The sequence below is a fragment of the Roseospirillum parvum genome (assembly GCF_900100455.1).
Lineage (GTDB): Bacteria > Pseudomonadota > Alphaproteobacteria > Rhodospirillales > Rhodospirillaceae > Roseospirillum > Roseospirillum parvum.
The window spans coordinates 1-18,952 of the sequence record NZ_FNCV01000012.1 but is presented as its reverse complement, the minus strand read 5'-3'; the positions used below and the strand labels follow the sequence as shown (position 1 = coordinate 18,952).

The following is an 18,952-nucleotide window of genomic DNA, read 5'->3' as shown; positions in this document are numbered from 1 at the left end:
GTCATTTGTGTGCCGCGCTCACAGCCATTTTGCGGCGATTCTGGCGATCCGTTTCAGCCCGTTTCGGACCCCTTGCCGAATTCGGTCGGGCGGTTCGAGGTGGCCGCTTGTCATCCCCGGCGTCGTCGGTCAGAGTCCGGTTGAGCCGTGGCCGGAGCTTTGCTGCAACGCATCAGGGGGCTTGGCTTTTGGTTGCGGGCTAACCCGTAGCCGGATGGTGAAAACTGTCGTTCGTAGGAGTCGCAAGATGTGTGTGGTAGTACCACACCATCTTGGCAAGGGGGCGACCTCCCGTCCCCCGTTGCATCCCCCAGGGCAAGCCCTAACCGTCCGAGATCGCGTCTGCGCATCTGTCCGCCAAGGGCTTGAGCGGCACCGTCGGGGGCTTCGAACCCCGCTTTGGTGCCGTGCAACATCCGGCTGTTGCATCACCGTTCAGGGGAGCCTCCAAGCTCCCCCGAAACCCCCATGGCCAACGCCTCGCCGTTGGATCGCGACCGGGGAGAATTCGCTCTCCCCAAGGCCCCATCGAGCAGGGCGGGGATGTCCGGCTCTCCCCCTTGCAACCCCCTTCGGCCTGGGGGCATTCGCGCCCCCTGGACCCCTCGATCAGGACCCGGAGATTTCCCTCTCCGCCTGAACCGGACCATGGATCGAAGACGCGCCGCCCTTCGAAATCCCGGCCAGCGTTTCGGCGCTGAATCACGACCAGCGTGCCGCCGCTGGACCCGGCCAAGGACCGTCCTTGGATGCGGTTTATCGGCTGCTATCAAACGACGCCTTATCGAGGATTGCGAAGGGAGTGTCGTCCCAAGAATGTTCTTGACTCTTTCGATAATATGTATACAAACTATACCCATCGGGAAAGTTTACGTAATGTTGGCTGCTCCTGCCGAGAGCCGGCGAAAGCAACGAAGAGATAGAAACGATGCGCTGGGGCGTTGAAAAGCGATTGGAATTCATTGAGTTCCGCCTCTACTGGGAGGGCGGCATCAATCGCGCTGACATTACGGAGCAGTTCGGCGTCTCAGTTCCGCAGGCGTCCAAGGACCTGACCCTGTATGAGGAGAAGGCACCCGGCAATCTCGTTTACGACAAGAGCGCCAAGCGCTACCTCGCTTCGCCGGACTTCAAGCCAGTCTTCCTTGAGCCGCGCGCCGGTATGTATCTCGCCCAATTGCGCGCCAGCGTCGTATCGGCAGACGGTCTTCAAGAAAGTTGGCTGGCAGCTGCGCCAGAGTTTGATACCACGCCGGTGCCCTACCGGCGGGTGGAAGTCGAGGTGCTGCGCGCGATCCTGGCGGCGATCCGCAACAAGCGCGCCATCAAAGTCGAATACCAATCAATGAATGTGCAGCGGCCGACCCCAGAATGGCGTTGGATAACGCCGCACGCGCTCGCTTTTGATGGGCTGCGTTGGCACGTCCGTGCCTCTTGTCACATAGATCAAAAGTTCAAGGACTTCATCCTGTCGCGCTGTTTACAGGTACGCGGTGAAGGTGAGCCTGCTGCTATGTCCGAAGCAGACCGGTACTGGAGCGAAACCTTCGAGGTGACATTGAAGCCCAATCCGGCCCTGAGCAAGGCGCAGCAAGCTGTTATTGCCCAAGACTACGAAATGACTGATGGCAAAGTGACGGTGCCGGTTCGTAAGGCGCTTCTCTATTACTTCCAAAAGCGGATGCGTTTAGATGCTGCGGATTCGCTTGATCAGCCTCACGAGACTCCGGTGATTGTCTCCAACCGCGCCGCCTTTGACGCGGCGCTTGCGGAGGCGATGTCATGAAATCTACGAATTTTGAATTCCTCCGCCAGAAATATCCTGAACTCGCATCGCTGGCAGGCTTTGCCGAAGCATATGCTTATTCAGATGCCACCAGCGCTCTGGTGAAGCTTCGCGCGTTCGCCGAGTACATGACCAAGGACATTTACAGCGAACTCCAGCTTCCCAAACCAGTCCGGCCTTCCTTCATCGACTTGTTGCGGGAGAGCGCTTTCTGCGCCGTTGCGCCCAAGGTGGTGTTGGATAAGCTTCACGCTCTGCGCATGCAAGGCAACAAGGCCGCGCACGGCGAGACGGCTAAGCCCCAAACTGCACTTTGGCTGCTGAAGGAGGCGCATGACCTTGGGCGGTGGCTCGCCGTCAACTTCGAAAAGGCTGACCCGGCTAACTTGCCGGCGTTTGCCGAGCCAGCCCCACAAATTGTCAAAGACCAAGCCGAAACGCAGCGCTTGAGCAAGCGTACCCTAGAAAAGCTCGCCGCGCAGGAAGCGCAGCTAAACGAGCTTTTGCGTGAACTTGATGAGACCCGCAAGAAAGCTCACAGCGCGGAGAAGAAGGTCGAAGAGCTTGCGGCTCTATCGGCATCGGCGCAGGCGTCTGCCGACATTCTGAAATTCGATGAGGCAACGACCCGCGCGCGCATCATCGATGGATTGTTGGCGTCTGCCGGATGGGACGTTGGGCCAGATGCGACTTCAACGCCGACAGTTGTGAAAGAGTACGAAGTCGAAGACCAACCGACTTCGACCGGAAAGGGCTTCGTTGACTATGTTTTGCTCGACGATGACGGAACACCGTTGGCTGTTGTTGAGGCAAAGAAGACTTCGGTTGATCCTGAGCGTGGACGCAAACAGGCCCAGCTTTATGCCGATGCCATCCACAAGAAAGAAGGCATCCGCCCGGCGATCTTCTACACGAATGGGTATGATATCTGGCTTTGGGACGATGTTTCCGGATACCCGCCGCGCAAGGTCTATGGCTATTACTCCAAAGACAGTCTGCAATATCTGGTGAAGGTCCAGCGCAACAATCGGACCAAACTCTCTGCGCTGTCGCCTCAGCCGAACATCGTAAACCGCCTCTATCAGCTTGAGGCGATCAAGCGCGTCACAGAGCGTTTCGAAGATCAGTATCGCAAGTCCCTGCTAGTCCAGGCGACGGGCACCGGCAAGACTCGTGTTGCCATTGCTCTTGCCGAACTGCTCATCCGGGCGGGCTGGGCCAAGCGCGTGTTGTTCCTGTGCGACCGTCGGGAGCTTCGCAAGCAGGCGAAAAACGCTTTCACGGATTTCCTCCCCTCAGAGCCGATAAGGATCGTGAATTCGCGTGTGTCAGGTTCTGCAAACGAGCGGATTTTCATCTCGACCTATCCGGCGATGCTGAAAGTCCACCAGTCCTTTGACGTCGGCTTTTTCGACCTGATCATCGCCGATGAATCCCACCGCAGCATCTACAACGTCTATGGCGATCTGTTTCACTATTTCGACGCAATGCAAGTTGGACTCACGGCGACGCCGGTTCACTTCGTAACCCGCAGCACCTTCAATCTCTTCAACTGCGAAGGGCAGTTGCCGACCGCCAACTATGATCTGGAGCAGGCGGTTGAGGACGGCTACCTGACCCCGTTCGAAGTGTTCACCCATACCACGCAATTCTTGCGAGAGGGCATCCGGCTGGAAGGGCTCACCAAGGAGCAAATTGCCGAGCTTGAGGAGCAAGGCGAGGACCCGTCGCAATACGATTTCTCATCCGAGCAAATCGACAAGGCAATCTACAACAAGGACACCAACCGCGCGATCCTGCGGAACCTGATGGAAAACGGCCTTCGCAATGCGAGTGGCCAGGTCATCGGCAAGTCGATCATCTTTGCGCGGAACCATGAGCATGCCGTACTCATGAGCCGCCTCTTTGACGAGATGTATCCGCAGTATGGCGGGAAATTCTGCCAGGTCATCGACAACTATGATCCGCGCGCGGAGCAACTGATCGACGACTTCAAAGGCCAGGGAAGCAACGACAAGCTCACCATTGCGATTTCGGTGGACATGCTCGACACGGGCATCGACATCCCGGAAATCCTCAATCTAGTTTTCGCGAAGCCGGTTCGCTCACCGGTCAAGTTCTGGCAGATGGTAGGACGCGGAACCCGCCTTTGCCCCGACCTGTTCGGGCCGGGCAAGGACAAAACAGTTTTCCGCATCTTCGATCATTGGGGCAATTTCGAGCGCTTCGAAGCGGGCTACCAGCCTGCCGAGCCCCAGCAATCCAAATCGCTGCTCCAGCTCCTCTTCGAAGAGCGTCTGACGCTGGCGGAAACTGCACTGCGCAAGAGTGAGGTCGGAGTGTTCGATACGGTCATCAAATTGATCGAGGCCGATATCGCCGATCTGCCAGAGGACTCTGTTTCCGTAAGGGAGAAGTGGCGCGAGCGCCGGTCCGCCCTGGAGGCCGGACGGCTCAAGCAATTTGCTCCGGCAACGGTCGCGATGCTGCGCAACACGCTGGCCCCGCTGATGCAATGGCGAACGACGCGCGGATTTGGTGAGGCGCATGCGTTCGACCTGCTCGTGGCCCGCATGCAGATCGCCATCCTGAATGGCACTGCCAGCCTCGACGATCAGAAGATCGAATTCTTCGAACGCCTCGACCGTCTCCAGATGCACCTAAACCCGGTGCGAGAGAAGGCCGACGTGATCAAGCGTGCCAAATCGGATGAGTTCTGGACGGACATCACCGCCGAGCGGTTGGAATCGGTGCGCGATCCGCTGCGCCAGATCATCCACTACCGCGACAAGGATACGACCGGCGGCGTACCGCCCAAGGTCATCGATGTTTCCGAAGACCAGGCTGCGATCCAAACCGGACGCCGCAGCACCAGCCTGCGCACCGTCGACATGAAGGCGTACAAACAACTCGTCGAGGCGGAGCTGAGAAAGCACTTCAACACCAACCCGGTGCTCAAGAAAATCCGTTCTGGCGTGCCGGTGCGGGCGGAGGATGTGCAGACCCTCGTCTCGCTCGTGCTCACCCAGAATCCGCAGGTCACCGCCAAGGACCTGCACGAGTTTTTCAGCGCCACGGCTCTGCCGCTCGATATCACCATCCGCTCCATCGTGGGACTCGATCCGGACGCGGTCAAAGCCAAGTTTTCCGATTTCGTGGCGAGTCACCCAGAGCTGACCGCCAAGCAGACCCGCTTCCTCGGGCTTTTGCAGAATCACATCATCAAATTTGGCTTCATCACCATCGATCACCTCTATGACCAGCCCTTTACGGTCGTCGATGCCGACGGGCCGGAAGGCGTGTTCGAGCGCGCTGAGGATATCGATGAGCTGATGAAGATCGTGAATCTGTTTGCGCCGCCGCCAACGGGCGATGCCGGCACGAACACCAATGAAAGGACGCAAACCCCATGATTACCGGCGAACTCAAACGCGATGTTGACGCGCTCTGGCTTGAATTTTGGCAGGGAGGCATCACCAACCCGCTGACTGTGATCGAACAGATCACTTACCTCATGTTCGTGCGCTTGCTCGACGTGAACGAGGCGCGCGACGAGAACCGCGCCCGGCGCACTGGCAAGCCTTTCGAAAAGCGGCGATTCGGGCCGGAAGAACAGGAATTGCGCTGGTCGCAATTCCGGCATCTGGGCGCGGACAAGATGCTGCCACTGGTTCGTGACAAGGTCTTTCCGCACTTCCGAAAGGCATCGACCAGCGGATCGGCTTTTGCGGAGTTCATGAAAGACGCGCAGCTCATGATCCAGAAGCCCAGCCTGTTGGTCAAAGCGGTGGGCATGATCGACAAGCTGCCGCTGACTGAGGGCGACACCAAGGGCGACCTCTACGAGTATCTGCTCAGCAAGCTGACAACGGCGGGCATCAACGGCCAGTTTCGCACGCCACGCCATATTATCCGGCTGATGGTGGATATGCTGGAACCGAAGCCGACCGACGTGATCGCCGATCCGGCGGCGGGCACCGGCGGCTTCCTGGTGCAGGTGATGGAACACCTGATGGAGAAGTACACCTCGCCCGAAGGCGTGATCGAGGAGACCGATCCCGACACAGGCAAGCCTTACAAAATCTACACCGGTGACATGCTGGAGGAGCACCGCGAGCATGTGCGCTCGTCCATGTTCCACGGCTTCGATTTTGACGCCACCATGCTGCGGATCGCGGCCATGAACCTAATGCTTCACGGTGTCGATGATCCAGACATTCACTACCAGGACACGCTCAGCAATGGCTTTGCGGAGCGCTTCCCGAAATCGGCGAAGGAAGGCTTCGACATCGTCCTCGCCAATCCGCCGTTCAAAGGCAGCCTTGATTATGAGGACGTAGACTCCGGTCTGCTGCGCCAGGTGAAGACGAAGAAGACGGAATTGCTCTTCCTCGTGCTGATCCTGCGCATGCTGAAGGTTGGCGGCCGGTCGGCAACGATTGTGCCCGATGGCGTGCTCTTCGGGTCCTCGACCGCCCATGTGGCTCTGCGCCGCCTGCTAGTAGACGACAATCAATTGGAGGCGGTGATTTCGCTTCCGAGCGGCGTGTTCAAGCCCTATGCGGGTGTATCCACCGGCATTCTGGTCTTCACCAAGGGCGGACGTACCGACAACGTCTTTTTTTACGACGTGCAGGCCGATGGACGCTCTCTCGACGACAAGCGCGTGCTGGTGGCAGAAAACGACCTGCCCGATTGCCTCGCTCGCTGGCAGGCTCGCGACGAAAGCAAGGACACCGACCGTAAGGACAGGGCGTTCTTCGTCCCGGCGGAGGATATCCGGGCCGCGAACTATGATCTCTCGCTCGGCCGTTATCAGGAGCGGGTCTACAAGGAAGAGGAATACGACCCGCCGCATGTGATCCTGGAGCGAATGAAGACGCTCAACGACGACATTGCCAGCGATCTCGCCGAGCTGGAGGAGATGCTCGGATGAGAACCGTTCCTTTGTCTGATGTCTGTGATATCTCGATGGGACAGGCCCCCAAGGGAACGTCTTACAATATCAATGGCAATGGCTACCCGTTGCTTGCTGGGGCTGGCGATTTTGGGGACCTAACCCCTGTCTCATCAAAATTCACGTCACAACCGACGAAGATATCAAAGCCGAATGACATTCTATTATGCATTCGAGCCACCATCGGCGACCTTAATTGGTCTGACAAAGAATATTGCCTTGGCCGAGGCGTCGCTGGTTTGCGGCCAAAGAACGGTTCTTTGGATCACAATTACCTTTGGCGATGGCTTACTTTTGCTCGTCGCGACCTAGAAAAACGTGCGCGCGGCTCGACGTTCAAGCAGGTTTCGCGGAAAGATATTGCCGAGTTAGAGATAACGCTGCCGGAAACTTTGGAGGAACAACGCCGGATCGCGGCGATTTTGGACAAGGCGGACGCCATACGCCTCAAGCGCGAGCAGGCCCTGACCCTCGCCGACGGCCTCCTTAAATCCACCTTCCTGGAGATGTTCGGCGATCCCGTCACCAACCCAATGGGGTGGGATGAGGTGCCATTAGGGGATATCGCTGAAATAACGTCAGGCCTGACAAAGGGAAGAAAGGTCAAACCCGACCAAACGCTTCGGTCGTTGCCTTATATGCGAGTCGCAAACGTCCAGGATGGCTTTCTCGACTTGAACGAAATTAAGGAAATCGAAGCGACCGAGACAGAGATCGACCGATTTCGCCTGTATGAGGGGGATTTGCTTCTCACTGAAGGAGGCGATCCGGACAAGTTGGGTCGAGGGTGCGTTTGGCGCGAAGAATTGCCCGAGTGCATTCATCAGAATCATATTTTTCGCGTTAGGGTAGATCAGTCCGTCATCGTCCCAGATGTCCTAAGTCGTCAGATCGGCAGTCGTCGGGGCAAAGATTATTTCCTACGCGCAGCTAAACAAACGACTGGCATAGCTACCATCAACAAACGGCAGTTGTCTGCCTATCCCGTGCTGCTTCCCGATCGAGCCGCACAAGCACGGTATCAAGCGGCGCGGGAAAAAGCCGATCCACTCCTTTCGAAGCTATTCGACGAAATAGGCCAGGCGGAACGCCTCTTTGCATCCCTCTCCCAACGCGCCTTCCGAGGTGATTTATGAGAGCGGAAACCTACAGAATTGTTCTGCCCGGCGGAATGCTCGCCCGTGGATTCTGGCTCTACGTTTGGCGCATCGAAACTCCCGATGGTGAAATGCTCTATGTGGGTAGGACAGGCGATAGCAGCAGCCCCTTTGCCACGGCCCCCTATACGCGGATGGGCCAACATTTAGGGTTTTCCAAGGCCGCAAACAGCCTGCGCCGTTTGCTTTTGGAGAACGGGATCGAGCCAGAAGCCTGCGCAAGCTACGAGCTCATCTCCCATGGCCCTATTCATCCCGAAATCGGCCAAACGTCGGGCCAGGACCGTGAAGAGCAAATGCGCTTGCATAAGCCGGTTCGCGATGAAATGGCCGGACTCGAAAAGAAACTGCGAGATGCCCTTTGTTCGGCAGGCTACCGCGTGCTCAACGTCGTTCACTCGAAAAAGACCTACAACGAAAAGACTTGGCTAGAAGTACGTAGCGGCTTTTCGTCGTACTTCCCTGATCTGATCGAGAAGGGGGCGGCATGAGCGATCTCAAACTCTTCCGCATCACCTCCGGCAATGTTGCCGAGATCGACGGATCGGCGGCGGCGCTGGAGAAGTCGCTCCAGACGCTGATCGAGCAGAACCTGGAAACCTTCCTCGGCGTGCGCTTCCTCGCCTCCGAGTTCAGCACCGGGCGCGATCACGGCGGGCGCATGGATACGCTCGGCCTCGACGAAAACGGCTGCCCCGTCATCATCGAATACAAGCGCGCCACCAATGTGAATGTGATCAATCAGGGCCTGTTCTACCTGGATTGGCTCGTCACCCATCGCGGTGATTTCGAGATGCTGGTTCTCAAAGCCTTTGGTCAGGAGGCGGCGCAATCGGTCGAATGGACCGCGCCGCGCCTCATCTGCATCGCCGGGGATTTCAGCAAGTACGACGAGCACGCCATCAAGCAGATGAACCACAATATCGAACTGATCCGCTATATGCGCTTCGGCGACGATCTCCTGCTGCTGGAACAGGTCAACGCCGTCTCCGCCCCCGCCGCTGGCAATGGTATTGCCGCGCCACCGGGTTCGGGCGGCTCGCGCGGGCGGTCCAAGACCGTGTCCAACTATCTGGACCAAGCCGATCAGGAGCTAACCGACCGCTACGAGGCGCTACGGGAGTTCCTGACCAATCTCGGCGATGACGTGCAGATTAAAACGCTGAAGAACTATTTCGCCTTCAAGCGCATTAAGAATTTTGCCTGCGTCGAGGTCCACATACGCACGCGCAATCTGCTCGTCTACCTGAAGATCGACCCGGACTCGATCGAGCTCGAAAAAGGCTTCACCCGCGACGTGCGCACCATCGGCCATTTCGGTACCGGCGACCTGGAAGTGACGATTGGCTCGATGGCCGATTTCGACAAAGCCAAACCGCTGCTGGAGCGCAGCTACGAAAGCGCGTGAGGGGGGTGCATGCAGACGTTCGATCAGGCAATCGCAAGAGCTAAGGGGAAGAAGCACCTGCTGCTGGGTAACGGTTTCAGCATTGCGCTGAAGCCCGATATCTTCACATACGGCTCGCTCTTCAGCAAAGCGGACTTCTCCACTGCGCCCCATGCTGAAGCGCTATTCGATGCGCTGGACACCAAGGATTTTGAAGCGGTCATCCGGCTGCTGGTCGATATGGAGCGAGCACTGCCGCTCTATGAACAATCCGCGCCGGAACTGGTCGAGCAGGTTCGACAAGACGCCGAAGCGCTGAAGACGATTCTTGCCAATGTGATCGCCCGCAACCATCCAGATCGGCCTTACGATATTGAAAATGAGCAGTATGCTCATTGCCGACAATTTCTTGCGAATTTTGAGCACATCTACACCTTCAACTACGATCTCCTTCTTTATTGGAGCCTCATGCACAATGAGGTCGATGAGTTGAATATCCGGTGCGACGACGGTTTTAGGCATCCGGAGGGCAACGAAGACGCCCCCTACGTCTCGTGGCAGGATAGCAATTCGCCCACGGTCCATTTTCTACATGGCGCGCTGCATATCTTCGATGCCGGTCACGAACTGACTAAATACACGTGGTCAAAAACCGATGTCGCCATCGTTGATCAAATTCGGATGGCGCTTGATGAGCAGAAATACCCGTTATTCGTCGCCGAGGGGCATAGCCAGGACAAGCTCGATAAAATCATGCACAGCGCCTATCTGCACAAAGCGCTACGCAGCTTTGAGAGCATCGGCGGCTCCTTGTTTGTCTTTGGGCATTCGTTCGACGACAACGACGACCATGTCCTTGGCCGGATTCCCACAGGCAAAGTGCAAGACCTGTACGTCGGCATTTATGGCGACCCCGAGTCCACCGTGAACAGGCGCACAATCGCCAAGGCCAGGAGGTTCGCCGAGCAACGCTCCGAGATTCCCCGCAAGAGGCCGCTTGAGATCCATTTCTATGATGCCTCGACGGCAAATGTCTGGGGAGACTAGGAATGCGGCTCACCCGGATCGAGATCGAAAATTTCAAGGGCATCGGCAAGCGCCAGGTCATAGAGCTGCGCCCTATCACGCTGCTCTTCGGCCCCAACAGCGCGGGCAAGAGCACCATTCTCCAGGCGCTTCACTATGTGCGAGAAATCCTGGAGCGCCAGAACCCCGATCCTGACCAAACCATCGCTGGGGGGTTAATCGATCTCGGCGGATTCTCTGCACTGGTCCACAACCATGAATTGGATCGGGCGATCTCGATCAAGCTCGTCATTAACATAGGCGATGAGCAGGGCAGTGACCGCCTGCCGATCAATGGTGGCGGATATCTCAAACACCCGGACTTCGAGAACTTACGCCTGCGCTATGTCGTCGGTGAAAACACAGAACTTGAAGACTATGCGGTGGTCCAGGAGATCGGAATCGGGATCGATGTTAAATGGAGCGAGTTGATCGCAGGCCCATACGTCTCAGCGGTTCGTATCGACACTGATGGCCAACCCGTTGCCGCGATTCATTCGCCGCCGCAGGCAGGCCGGGCATACATCACGGCATTCAATTTTGCCCATCCGCTGCTCCAGTCAATCGACGAGTCGGATGAATCTCTCATTGAGGAAGACGCGGAAGCTCTCGCGCTGGAACCATCCGATGACGAGATAGGAGCCGATCCCTTTGCCTCACCGTTAGGTGGCGAGATTTGGGAGCTCTCCCGCGATATGGCGAGTGATGGCAGCTCTGAACTTGGCAGTGACTTCCGCGTTTCCATCGCGACCGAAGTCGGTGCGCTGCCCGACCTCAATCGCCCGTTGCATTGTGAACTGCGCGATCCAGAAGTCGGCAAGTTCGAGCTTGAAGGCAATACTCCGCGCGTTCGCGGTTTGGCAGCGTTGCTCGATGAACTCATGCTCGGGCCAGTACGGATCGCGCGCGATTTCCTCAGCACCATGACCTATATCGGCCCTTTACGTGAAATCCCGACACGCGGTTTCAGACCGAGGCTATCGCCCGATGAATCCCGTTGGGCGCAGGGGCTAGCAGCATGGGATTTGCTCTATACCGATACCAGAGGCGAACTGTTCGACGCCGTGAACAATTGGCTCAGCAGCGAGAGCAAGCTCGCTACGAACTATCGCCTGGAAAAAGCTCTCTTCCGTGAAATCCCGATACCGAGCCGTATTAGCGCGCTGTTTGAACGCGGCCTAACGGAAGATGATATCGGCGAACTTCAGGAACTCTATGAAGACCTTGATAGCCGAACGCAGATCGCGCTTCTTGACTTCGCGAAAGGCATCTTGGTTGCGCCGAGCGATGTCGGGGTTGGTATTTCGCAGATGATCCCCGTGATCGTCGGATGCCTTAGCGGTCGCATAGGCCTCCTAGCTGTTGAGCAGCCCGAACTTCACATTCATCCCGCTATCCAGGTTGCGATGGGCGACCTGTTAATCGATGCAGTGCATGACGGCGAGGGAGAGCCATCTTCCCGTAAGTCTCTCCTCATTGAGACCCACAGCGAGCACATCATGTTGCGGTTGCTCCGCCGTATTCGTGAGACTTCTGAGGCAGAGTTGCCGCCGGGCGCTCCCTCGCTAACCACCGATGCGTTATCAGTAATTTACGCTGAGAGCGACGATGGCAGTGTGAAGTTCATCCCGCTTCGCGTGGCCTCGGACGGAGACTTTTTGGATAGGTGGCCGCGAGGATTCTTCGAAGAGCGGTCGGAGGAGCTTTTCTGATGCACTCCGAGTATGCAGTAGACCCAGAGGCAATAGGTTCGAGTTGGGAGAATTTTCGCTTTTTGATCGATAAATTTGGTTTCGATAAAGGTCGTTTAATTTCTAGGTTTCCGGGTAAGTGGGAAAAGAAGGTTATCGAAGCCGCAAAAGAGGCGGGAGTCCGCGATGTAAAAATTCAGAGCATTGTGGATCGCCTTAAGAACGGCAAGAAAGCGCGTATAGTAGATTTTCAAAGAGATTTTGAGCACGGAGAATCCTGGATAAAAAATGCACTTCGCGAGCATCGCGCTCGTCCTTTTCATGCAATAGTTAGTTTAAACACCCAAGAGGCCTGTACTGTGTTGCTGAGAGTTGATGATTGTGAGGATGATCACACGCTTTTTTGTGCTCCCATAAGTCGAAATGTACGACGCACGATACAAGATATTGCGGTGCATTTAAATTTGCTGGTGGCGGCATCAAAAGAGATCAATATTGTAGATCCCTACTTCGACATTCGAGGAATAGGCGGAGATTATAGGGGATTTCTGGATCAACTGTTTGCCATTTGCCAGAACTACAATTTCACTCCGAGGCGCATACGGGTGCATTTCGGCCATCACGACTCTCGCCCGCCTGACCATATGCTACGAGCTGACGCCGAGAGGCGTTTGAATGGTCATTTGCCAACAGACATCGAACTCGAACTAAACGAATGGGCTGAGAAACCTGGTGGGGAGGATTTTCATGACAGGTACATTCTCTCCGAATGTGCAGGAATCATGGTCGGCGCCGGGCTATCGCCCGCTGGAGCAAACGAAACAGCGACATTTACTTTGTTGGACGATACACACGCCCAAGCTCTAAGGGCGAGGTTTGCCCCAGATGCGGAGGTCTACACAAAGATTGGTAGATCGGTACTCGTGCGGCCCGACGGCAGTGCAACGTTGATCTAATCAAAAAGCGCTTGGCGCGCCTTTCGGGCCGGGCTGTCGTGAACCGAACCCCGCCAGGGCGGGTTTCGGCCATTCGGCTTCCATCCCTCGCGCGGGCGGCGGCGGTTGCCGCCTTTGAATGACGCGGCCACGGCCGCGACCTTGTTTCCTGTTTGATTGATTGGGGCCTGCGGCCCCTTCCTCCGTCAAGGCCAAGCCCCTTCGGGCGTTGACCGGTGGTGTCCCCTGCCTTCCGCGCCTCCTTCGCCGTTGGCTTCGGAGCCTTGTGCAGGCCGGGCGATCCCCCTCCGCCGGTCCCCGGCCTTGACGGCGTCCCCCCGCTCATTGGCGCGGGCCTAGTCGGTTGCATATGCGCAACCCAAACTAGGAGAAGACCAATGAAAACAGATGTTTATAGCCGCGTTACCGACAAGATCATTGCCGACCTTGAGAAAGGCGAACTGACCTGGCGCAAGCCATGGAACGCCGGACATCTGGCCGGACGCATCGAGCGGCCTTTGCGGCACAACGGAATCCCGTATCAGGGAATCAACATCATCCTGCTATGGGCGGCAGCCGCCGCGCGGGAATTCACCGCGCCGCTGTGGATGACCTACAAGCAGGCCAAGCAGCTTGGCGGGCATGTCCGAAAGGGAGCCAAGGGCGAGCTGGTCGTCTATGCCGACACCTTCACCAAGACCGAGACGGACGACGCCGGAAAGGAATACGAGCAGGCCATCCCGTTCATGAAGGGATACACCGTCTTTAACGTCGAAGAGATCGAGGGCTTGCCCGCGCATTTCTATGCGACGGCGGAGCGGGTCAATCCGGACATTGAGCGCATAGAATCCGCCGAGCGGTTCTTTTCCGCCACCGGTGCCACCATCCGCCATGGCGGGAACCGTGCCTATTACGCCATCGGTTCGGACTATGTGCAGATGCCGCCCTTCGAGACGTTCCGCGATGCCGAGAGCTATTACGCCACCTTGGCGCATGAGCTGACCCACTGGACGCGGCACCCGTCCCGACTGGATCGCGATTTCGGGCGCAAGCGCTTTGGCGATGAAGGCTACGCCCGCGAAGAGCTGGTCGCGGAGCTGGGATCGGCGTTCCTGTCCGCCGACCTCGGACTCACACCCGAAACCCGCGAGGATCATGCGGCCTATATCGGTTCATGGCTGGAAGTGCTGCGCAACGATAAGCGCTTCATCTTTCAGGCGGCGCGCTTCGCGCAAGCCGCCGTCGAGCATTTGCAAGGCTATCAGCCAAAAGCAGAAGCCGAAGCGAAAGCGGCCTGAGCCGCGACGCGGCCGGACGGCTCCACCGTCCGGCCGCTATCTTTTTGCCGGTCAGGGACCGGGCGGGCGCAGCGCGCGGGAATGCAATTCCGCGAGGATGTTTTCCAGCGAGGCGAGAGCGCACCGGCGCTCCGGGCTGCCCTCATGGCTGAGGACCAGGCTGTCATAAATCTCGTGATAGAGCGCGTGCAGGTCCGCGACGCTGCGGGATGCCAGTTGATAGCGCGTAATCAGGGTCATTTCGTTTCCTCCTATGTTCGGAGGCCCCGCCAGTCGGAGCCTTTCCCGACCCCGACCCCGCACAATCATCGACAGGGAAAAGGCGCACGCCTGGCGGCGTGCTGATCGAACCGTAGGAAACGAACGGCCCGGATTGAAACGCGAAGGTGACGGCAGACCGCGCGGCGGTGCTGCGCGCGTCTCTTGCAGCGGTGCAAAGCCTGTGCAAGGCCAGCATTTAAGAACAGCCCGCCGGTGAAAATATCTCTTCTAGGTAATTAGAAGAGGACACCGGCCCCGATGCTGGACATCGCAAAATTCCCGCGCGGCGTGGACCCGGATATCGACAAGGCGATTCCCGCCACGGTCGGATGGATCGGTCCGGAGCGCGTCGCGGCTTCCCCGAATTTCGCTTATCAGCAAGGTAAGCTGATCCTCGGCAGCGTCGGCGAGAAGCTGATCGGCTATATGGACGACCGGCACATGTTGACCGTGGCCGGTTCGCGGTCCGGCAAATCCGTCGGCGTCATTTCCAACTTGCTCGACTATCCCGGCTCGGTGATCGCCATCGACCCGAAGGGCGAGCTGGCGCGGATCACCCGCCGCTTCCGCCATGAACGCCTGAAGCAAAACACCATCGTGCTCGATCCCTTCGGTACGTCGGGATGGAAGACATCTTCCTTCAATCCGATGGCGATGCTCGACCCGAGCATCGAGGACTCGGTGGACGATGCCGGGCTTCTCGCCGACGCGCTGATTATCCCCGACGGGCGCGGACAGGATCACTGGACGCTATCGGCAAAGAACCTGCTGCACGGCCTGATCCTGCATGTTGCGACGACGAAGCCGCCCGCGCTGCGCAATCTGCTGCATGTGCGCGAGCTTCTTGCGTCGGATCAGCGCGACCTCGAAGAGCTGTTCATCGAGATGTCCGGAAACGACGTGTTCGGCGGCGCGGTCGCCCAGGTCGGCGACAGCATGAGCGCCAAGCCCGAGAACGAGCGCGGCTCGATCATCTCCACCGCTATCGAGCAGACCAGCTTTCTGGTGTCGCCCGCCATGGAACGGGTGCTTGCGGATTCAGCCTTCACCCTGGCCGACATCAAGAAGAAGCCGACGACGCTCTATCTCTGCCTGCCCGCCGGTCGCATGGCGACGCATTTCCGCTGGCTGCGGGTCATCCTGAACATGGCGCTGATCGCGATGGAGCGCGAGCGGACGAAGCCGCGCCTGCCGGTGCTCTTCGTCCTCGATGAGTTCCCGATCCTCGGGCACATGCGCTCCATCGAATCCGCCGCCGGTCAGATGGCCAGCTTCGACGTGAAACTCTGGCCGATCATTCAGGACATCTCGCAGCTTCGCGCGCACTACAAATCGAGCTGGGAAACCTTCATCGGCAATGCGGGCGTGACGCAGTGGTTCGGCAACACCGACTTCAGCACCGCCGAATACGTCTCCAAGCTTCTCGGCAAGCTGGCGATCCGCGTCGTCAATGACGGCGAGGTCACCCGCTCCGGTCAGGGGGCGGGCCTTCAGGGCCAGTCCCGCTCGACCATGCTGCACGAGCTTATGACGCCCGAGGAAGTGACCCGCTACTTCGCCCGCGAAACCGGCCTGCAAATCATCAAGGTCCCCGGCTTCAAGCCGATGGCCGTCGGCCGCGTCGTCTACCACACCCATCCACATTTCAAAGGGAGATATGAGCCATGACCACCACGACCAAAAGCCGCCCCAATACCGTCAGCCCGGACTTCGACTTCCGCGTCTTCGGGACTCTCGTCTGGATCGAGCCGGAACGGAGCCGCGCGCCGGAACCGTTCACAATCGGCTTCAAGCACAGGAACGGACGCCAGGGCTTTGCGAACCTCTACAACCTGTTCCACGGCAAGGAGTGCATGAAGGAAGGCTATCACCCCAAGGACCCGATCCTGCTCCGCATGTATGGCGACACCATCATCGTCGGGCGGTGGGAACGGCCCATGGTCAAGGAAACCGTCACCTACAAGAAGCGGGCTTTTCTCTTCTTCAAGCGCACGGAGTCCTATCAGCGCGACGCGCTTGGCGACCCCAAGCGGATGGAAAGCGGCAACCTATTTCTCAACGGCGCCTTCTATGACAGGGCGCTGGTCGGAAAGTTCCAGATGTATCACGTCCCGCCATCCGTCCAGGAACACACGTTCAACGGCAAGACGACGGCCCAGCGTACTGACGGATTCTATGTTGTGGGCTTCGACTACGGCGAAAAATTCATCGAGGTTTGGGAGCTGGACAGCGAACAGCAGGCCATCAGCCTTGTGACCGTGTTGAACGGCGAGATGAAGAAGCAGCGCAAGGACCGCGACCCCAAGAAGGCCAAGGCGATGCGCGAGCTAAAGAAACTGATCGAACAGCAAGGCGACGACAGCGATATGAAATACTAGAGCCGATGCAGATCGACGGTTTCTGAGGGGCGGGCATTCCGGTGCCCGCCCTTTTTAGATTATTGATGATAGCCGAAAATGATAAAGTCCAAGACATAACAAAGGCTTTGTGAAAATATAGAAATTGTGAGTTCTATATTAAGGTAGATTATAGTTATGAGAATTGAAGATATTGTATTTAGGATAATTAGATATATCGGTTATCTGGCCCTATCTATGTTAGCGTTGATTGTCGTCGTCGCCTTCTCGATATGGCTGTACTATAACCCTTTCAAGATCAAAGACCCAGAGCATCCTGATTTCAAGCCTCAAAATTTCAAATTCCGAGACTACTCAAATCGAGATGAGCTTGATCAAGCCTTGATCCACAGTTTCCCGATAGGGCTGCCAAAAACAGAAGCAGAGAAGGTAATATTCTCAAATTTGGGCGTAACTAAAAGTAAAATTTCCGAAGATGTGCGGGAAAATTCGTTCAGTTACTATTATGAAGATCCTATTTCCGGCTATTTTTGGTCGCATAATTTTTCGATACAGTATGACAATTCAGACCGTATAGTACAGATATTCAGAAACGGTACGCCTCTGTATTGACGGGGCGACTTTAGACTTTACCGGTCCCGGCCCTGGCCGCGATCCTTGTTGATGCCGCGCTTCTTGCGGCTGTCCCGGAACATAGTGGTTGGTGACTTATTCGGCGTCTGCCGCGCTCAGTTCGAGACGGCGGGCGCGGTCTCGCATGGCGGTGCTAACCGACTCATGGATGGCGGCGGGGAAGTCCTTTGGCAGTTGGGCTTCTACCGCCTTCAGTGCGTTCTCGGCCGCTTCGCTGATATCGCAGATCGCCTGGATCGTCAGGCGCTTCGCCATTCCCGCCTTCGCGCCCGTCTGAACGAAGTGACGGCCCATGATGTCCTCGATCCGGTATCGGTTCTTGTCGCCAATCGCCATTGCCAGCTTCATTTGCTTGCGCTGAATCTGGTGATCGTCGAGGCTCGGTTGCGCCGTGAGCACATCATAGAAGGGCGTCAGCCGATAGCGGCTGCCCGGTGTGAGGAAGATCGAGAAATTCTTCGCATGACCGTCGGTCGCACCGATGAGCCAGAAAATGATTTGGGCCTTGAAGAAGGCGAGCTGATCGGCCTCGGGCTCGTCGCTGCCTTTCAACAGTTCGACGATGGCCGAAATGCCCGGCCCCCCTTGGTTCTGATATTTCATGGTTGGCGGGACTGAGAGCGCCTGACAGCAATCCTCTTGCGGCAGGCGAAGCAACCGGCCGTCGCGCGCCCAACGCCGGTCGAAGCGCTCGATCACGAGCACCTTTTTTCCGGCGAAGCTTTCGATACGCGCTTCGTTGACCGGAAGCCCGAAGGCTTTCATCAGTTGCAGGCAATAGAATTCATTTTCGACGCTGTTAGACAGGTCGATCCCGTTCGGGAGCTGGCCGATCTGTGGCTTGAAGATGTGCGTCGTCGGCGTCGTGCCGATTGGCTTGAGCCAACGCCCTTCATAGTGGAGCAGGGCGGTCTTTTCCTGTGCGCCCGCCACGGATATTCGGAAGGCGTCGTCTTCATCGAGGCCGAGCGGCGCGCGCGCCAGGTTGTTCAGTATCCGGCCGATGTCGTCTTCGTCGACGGGCTCCCCTTCGATCTTGCCGGTGCTTTGCATGATATCGTCCGGGGATAGGGTATCCGGCAGAAACTGCAAGGCCCCGACGCAATCCCGGCCAATGGCGGCGAGCAGACTATAGGCATCAGTGCCGGTCGCGCCGACACGTTCGGCGACCCGCTTCCGCAGTGCGTCGGAGTCGGGCAGCAGGTTTTCGAATACGGCCGCGACGGGTGCGCCGATATAGCGATCCTCGCGAAGGGGCAGGGAGAGGGATACCGGCAGTGCATGTTCCCATTCCAGCCAGCTCAGGTCATAGGCGAAGTCGATTGCGCCGCTGCTTTCGCGGTTGAGACGCCCGACGAGCCGGTTGTTGAGATACACGTTCAGAGGGATGCGGGTACGACGGCGCGGCATTAGAACACGTCCTCG

Annotated in this window: 15 protein-coding genes; 13 read left to right on the top strand and 2 right to left on the bottom strand. The window is 57.6% G+C overall.

Annotation, left to right across the window (positions count from 1 at the left end; translation table 11 throughout):
- Positions 1–928: 928 nt before the first annotated feature.
- The 10 genes from BLR95_RS13770 to BLR95_RS13730 all read left to right on the top strand — a co-directional run bounded on the left by BLR95_RS13770 (position 929) and on the right by BLR95_RS13730 (position 14,276).
- Positions 929–1,786: a BrxR family helix-turn-helix transcriptional regulator gene (locus tag BLR95_RS13770; protein WP_092621372.1), complete on the top strand. Its 858-nt coding sequence runs from the start codon at positions 929–931 to the stop codon at positions 1,784–1,786.
- Entirely contained in the window at positions 1,783–5,199 is a 3,417-nt protein-coding gene (locus tag BLR95_RS13765) for a type I restriction endonuclease subunit R (RefSeq protein WP_092621369.1), read from the top strand. The genes BLR95_RS13770 and BLR95_RS13765 overlap by 4 nt, the downstream gene beginning before the upstream one ends.
- Positions 5,196–6,722, top strand: coding sequence for a type I restriction-modification system subunit M (locus BLR95_RS13760; RefSeq protein ID WP_092621366.1), 1,527 nt, complete (start codon positions 5,196–5,198; stop codon positions 6,720–6,722). Before BLR95_RS13765 ends, BLR95_RS13760 begins: the two co-directional genes overlap by 4 nt.
- Entirely contained in the window at positions 6,719–7,879 is a 1,161-nt protein-coding gene (locus BLR95_RS13755) for a restriction endonuclease subunit S (RefSeq protein ID WP_092621363.1), read from the top strand. Before BLR95_RS13760 ends, BLR95_RS13755 begins: the two co-directional genes overlap by 4 nt.
- Entirely contained in the window at positions 7,876–8,391 is a 516-nt protein-coding gene (locus tag BLR95_RS13750) for a hypothetical protein (protein ID WP_092621360.1), read from the top strand. Before BLR95_RS13755 ends, BLR95_RS13750 begins: the two co-directional genes overlap by 4 nt.
- Positions 8,388–9,308, top strand: coding sequence for a DUF5655 domain-containing protein (locus tag BLR95_RS13745; RefSeq protein ID WP_092621357.1), 921 nt, complete (start codon positions 8,388–8,390; stop codon positions 9,306–9,308). The genes BLR95_RS13750 and BLR95_RS13745 overlap by 4 nt, the downstream gene beginning before the upstream one ends.
- Before the next feature lie 9 nt (positions 9,309–9,317).
- A complete protein-coding gene (locus tag BLR95_RS13740; protein WP_092621354.1) occupies positions 9,318–10,334 on the top strand; it encodes a DUF4917 family protein in 1,017 nt (338 codons plus the stop codon).
- Between the two features lie 2 nt (positions 10,335–10,336).
- A complete protein-coding gene (locus BLR95_RS13735; RefSeq protein WP_092621351.1) occupies positions 10,337–12,064 on the top strand; it encodes an AAA family ATPase in 1,728 nt (575 codons plus the stop codon).
- Complete coding sequence (locus BLR95_RS15585) at positions 12,064–12,999, top strand: hypothetical protein (RefSeq protein ID WP_143131013.1); 936 nt, start codon at positions 12,064–12,066, stop codon at positions 12,997–12,999. The genes BLR95_RS13735 and BLR95_RS15585 overlap by 1 nt, the downstream gene beginning before the upstream one ends.
- Positions 13,000–13,376: 377 nt before the next feature.
- On the top strand, positions 13,377–14,276 hold the full coding sequence (locus tag BLR95_RS13730; RefSeq protein WP_092621348.1) for an ArdC family protein: 900 nt from the start codon (positions 13,377–13,379) through the stop codon (positions 14,274–14,276).
- 51 nt (positions 14,277–14,327) lie between these two features.
- On the opposite strand, the gene BLR95_RS13725 is transcribed toward BLR95_RS13730, so the two are convergent.
- Positions 14,328–14,516 (bottom strand): hypothetical protein, encoded by a 189-nt coding sequence (locus BLR95_RS13725; protein WP_092621345.1) that lies wholly within the window; start codon positions 14,514–14,516, stop codon positions 14,328–14,330.
- 279 nt (positions 14,517–14,795) lie between these two features.
- On the opposite strand from BLR95_RS13725, the gene BLR95_RS13720 reads away from it, so the two are divergent.
- From BLR95_RS13720 to BLR95_RS15580, 3 genes are all read left to right on the top strand, one after another.
- Positions 14,796–16,205 (top strand): type IV secretory system conjugative DNA transfer family protein, encoded by a 1,410-nt coding sequence (locus BLR95_RS13720; RefSeq protein WP_092621342.1) that lies wholly within the window; start codon positions 14,796–14,798, stop codon positions 16,203–16,205.
- Entirely contained in the window at positions 16,202–16,915 is a 714-nt protein-coding gene (locus tag BLR95_RS13715; RefSeq protein ID WP_092621339.1) for a hypothetical protein, read from the top strand. Before BLR95_RS13720 ends, BLR95_RS13715 begins: the two co-directional genes overlap by 4 nt.
- Before the next feature lie 156 nt (positions 16,916–17,071).
- The gene (locus BLR95_RS15580; protein WP_143131012.1) at positions 17,072–17,506 is read left to right on the top strand and encodes a hypothetical protein; all 435 of its coding nucleotides are present in this window, start codon (positions 17,072–17,074) and stop codon (positions 17,504–17,506) included.
- A gap of 96 nt (positions 17,507–17,602) precedes the next feature.
- On the opposite strand, the gene BLR95_RS13710 is transcribed toward BLR95_RS15580, so the two are convergent.
- Positions 17,603–18,937, bottom strand: coding sequence for a type II toxin-antitoxin system HipA family toxin (locus BLR95_RS13710; RefSeq protein ID WP_092621336.1), 1,335 nt, complete (start codon positions 18,935–18,937; stop codon positions 17,603–17,605).
- Between the last annotated feature and the right edge of the window lie 15 nt (positions 18,938–18,952).

Coding starts and splice junctions, on each gene's coding strand:
- BLR95_RS13745 (WP_092621357.1), top strand. CDS start 8,388: ATGAGCGATCTCAAACTCTTCCGCATCACCTCCGGCAATGTTGCCGAG.
- BLR95_RS13765 (WP_092621369.1), top strand. CDS start 1,783: ATGAAATCTACGAATTTTGAATTCCTCCGCCAGAAATATCCTGAACTC.
- BLR95_RS13760 (WP_092621366.1), top strand. CDS start 5,196: ATGATTACCGGCGAACTCAAACGCGATGTTGACGCGCTCTGGCTTGAA.
- BLR95_RS15580 (WP_143131012.1), top strand. CDS start 17,072: ATGAGAATTGAAGATATTGTATTTAGGATAATTAGATATATCGGTTAT.
- BLR95_RS13750 (WP_092621360.1), top strand. CDS start 7,876: ATGAGAGCGGAAACCTACAGAATTGTTCTGCCCGGCGGAATGCTCGCC.
- BLR95_RS13740 (WP_092621354.1), top strand. CDS start 9,318: ATGCAGACGTTCGATCAGGCAATCGCAAGAGCTAAGGGGAAGAAGCAC.
- BLR95_RS13730 (WP_092621348.1), top strand. CDS start 13,377: ATGAAAACAGATGTTTATAGCCGCGTTACCGACAAGATCATTGCCGAC.
- BLR95_RS13770 (WP_092621372.1), top strand. CDS start 929: ATGCGCTGGGGCGTTGAAAAGCGATTGGAATTCATTGAGTTCCGCCTC.
- BLR95_RS13715 (WP_092621339.1), top strand. CDS start 16,202: ATGACCACCACGACCAAAAGCCGCCCCAATACCGTCAGCCCGGACTTC.
- BLR95_RS13755 (WP_092621363.1), top strand. CDS start 6,719: ATGAGAACCGTTCCTTTGTCTGATGTCTGTGATATCTCGATGGGACAG.
- BLR95_RS13735 (WP_092621351.1), top strand. CDS start 10,337: ATGCGGCTCACCCGGATCGAGATCGAAAATTTCAAGGGCATCGGCAAG.
- BLR95_RS13710 (WP_092621336.1), bottom strand. CDS start 18,937: ATGCCGCGCCGTCGTACCCGCATCCCTCTGAACGTGTATCTCAACAAC.
- BLR95_RS13720 (WP_092621342.1), top strand. CDS start 14,796: ATGCTGGACATCGCAAAATTCCCGCGCGGCGTGGACCCGGATATCGAC.
- BLR95_RS15585 (WP_143131013.1), top strand. CDS start 12,064: ATGCACTCCGAGTATGCAGTAGACCCAGAGGCAATAGGTTCGAGTTGG.
- BLR95_RS13725 (WP_092621345.1), bottom strand. CDS start 14,516: ATGACCCTGATTACGCGCTATCAACTGGCATCCCGCAGCGTCGCGGAC.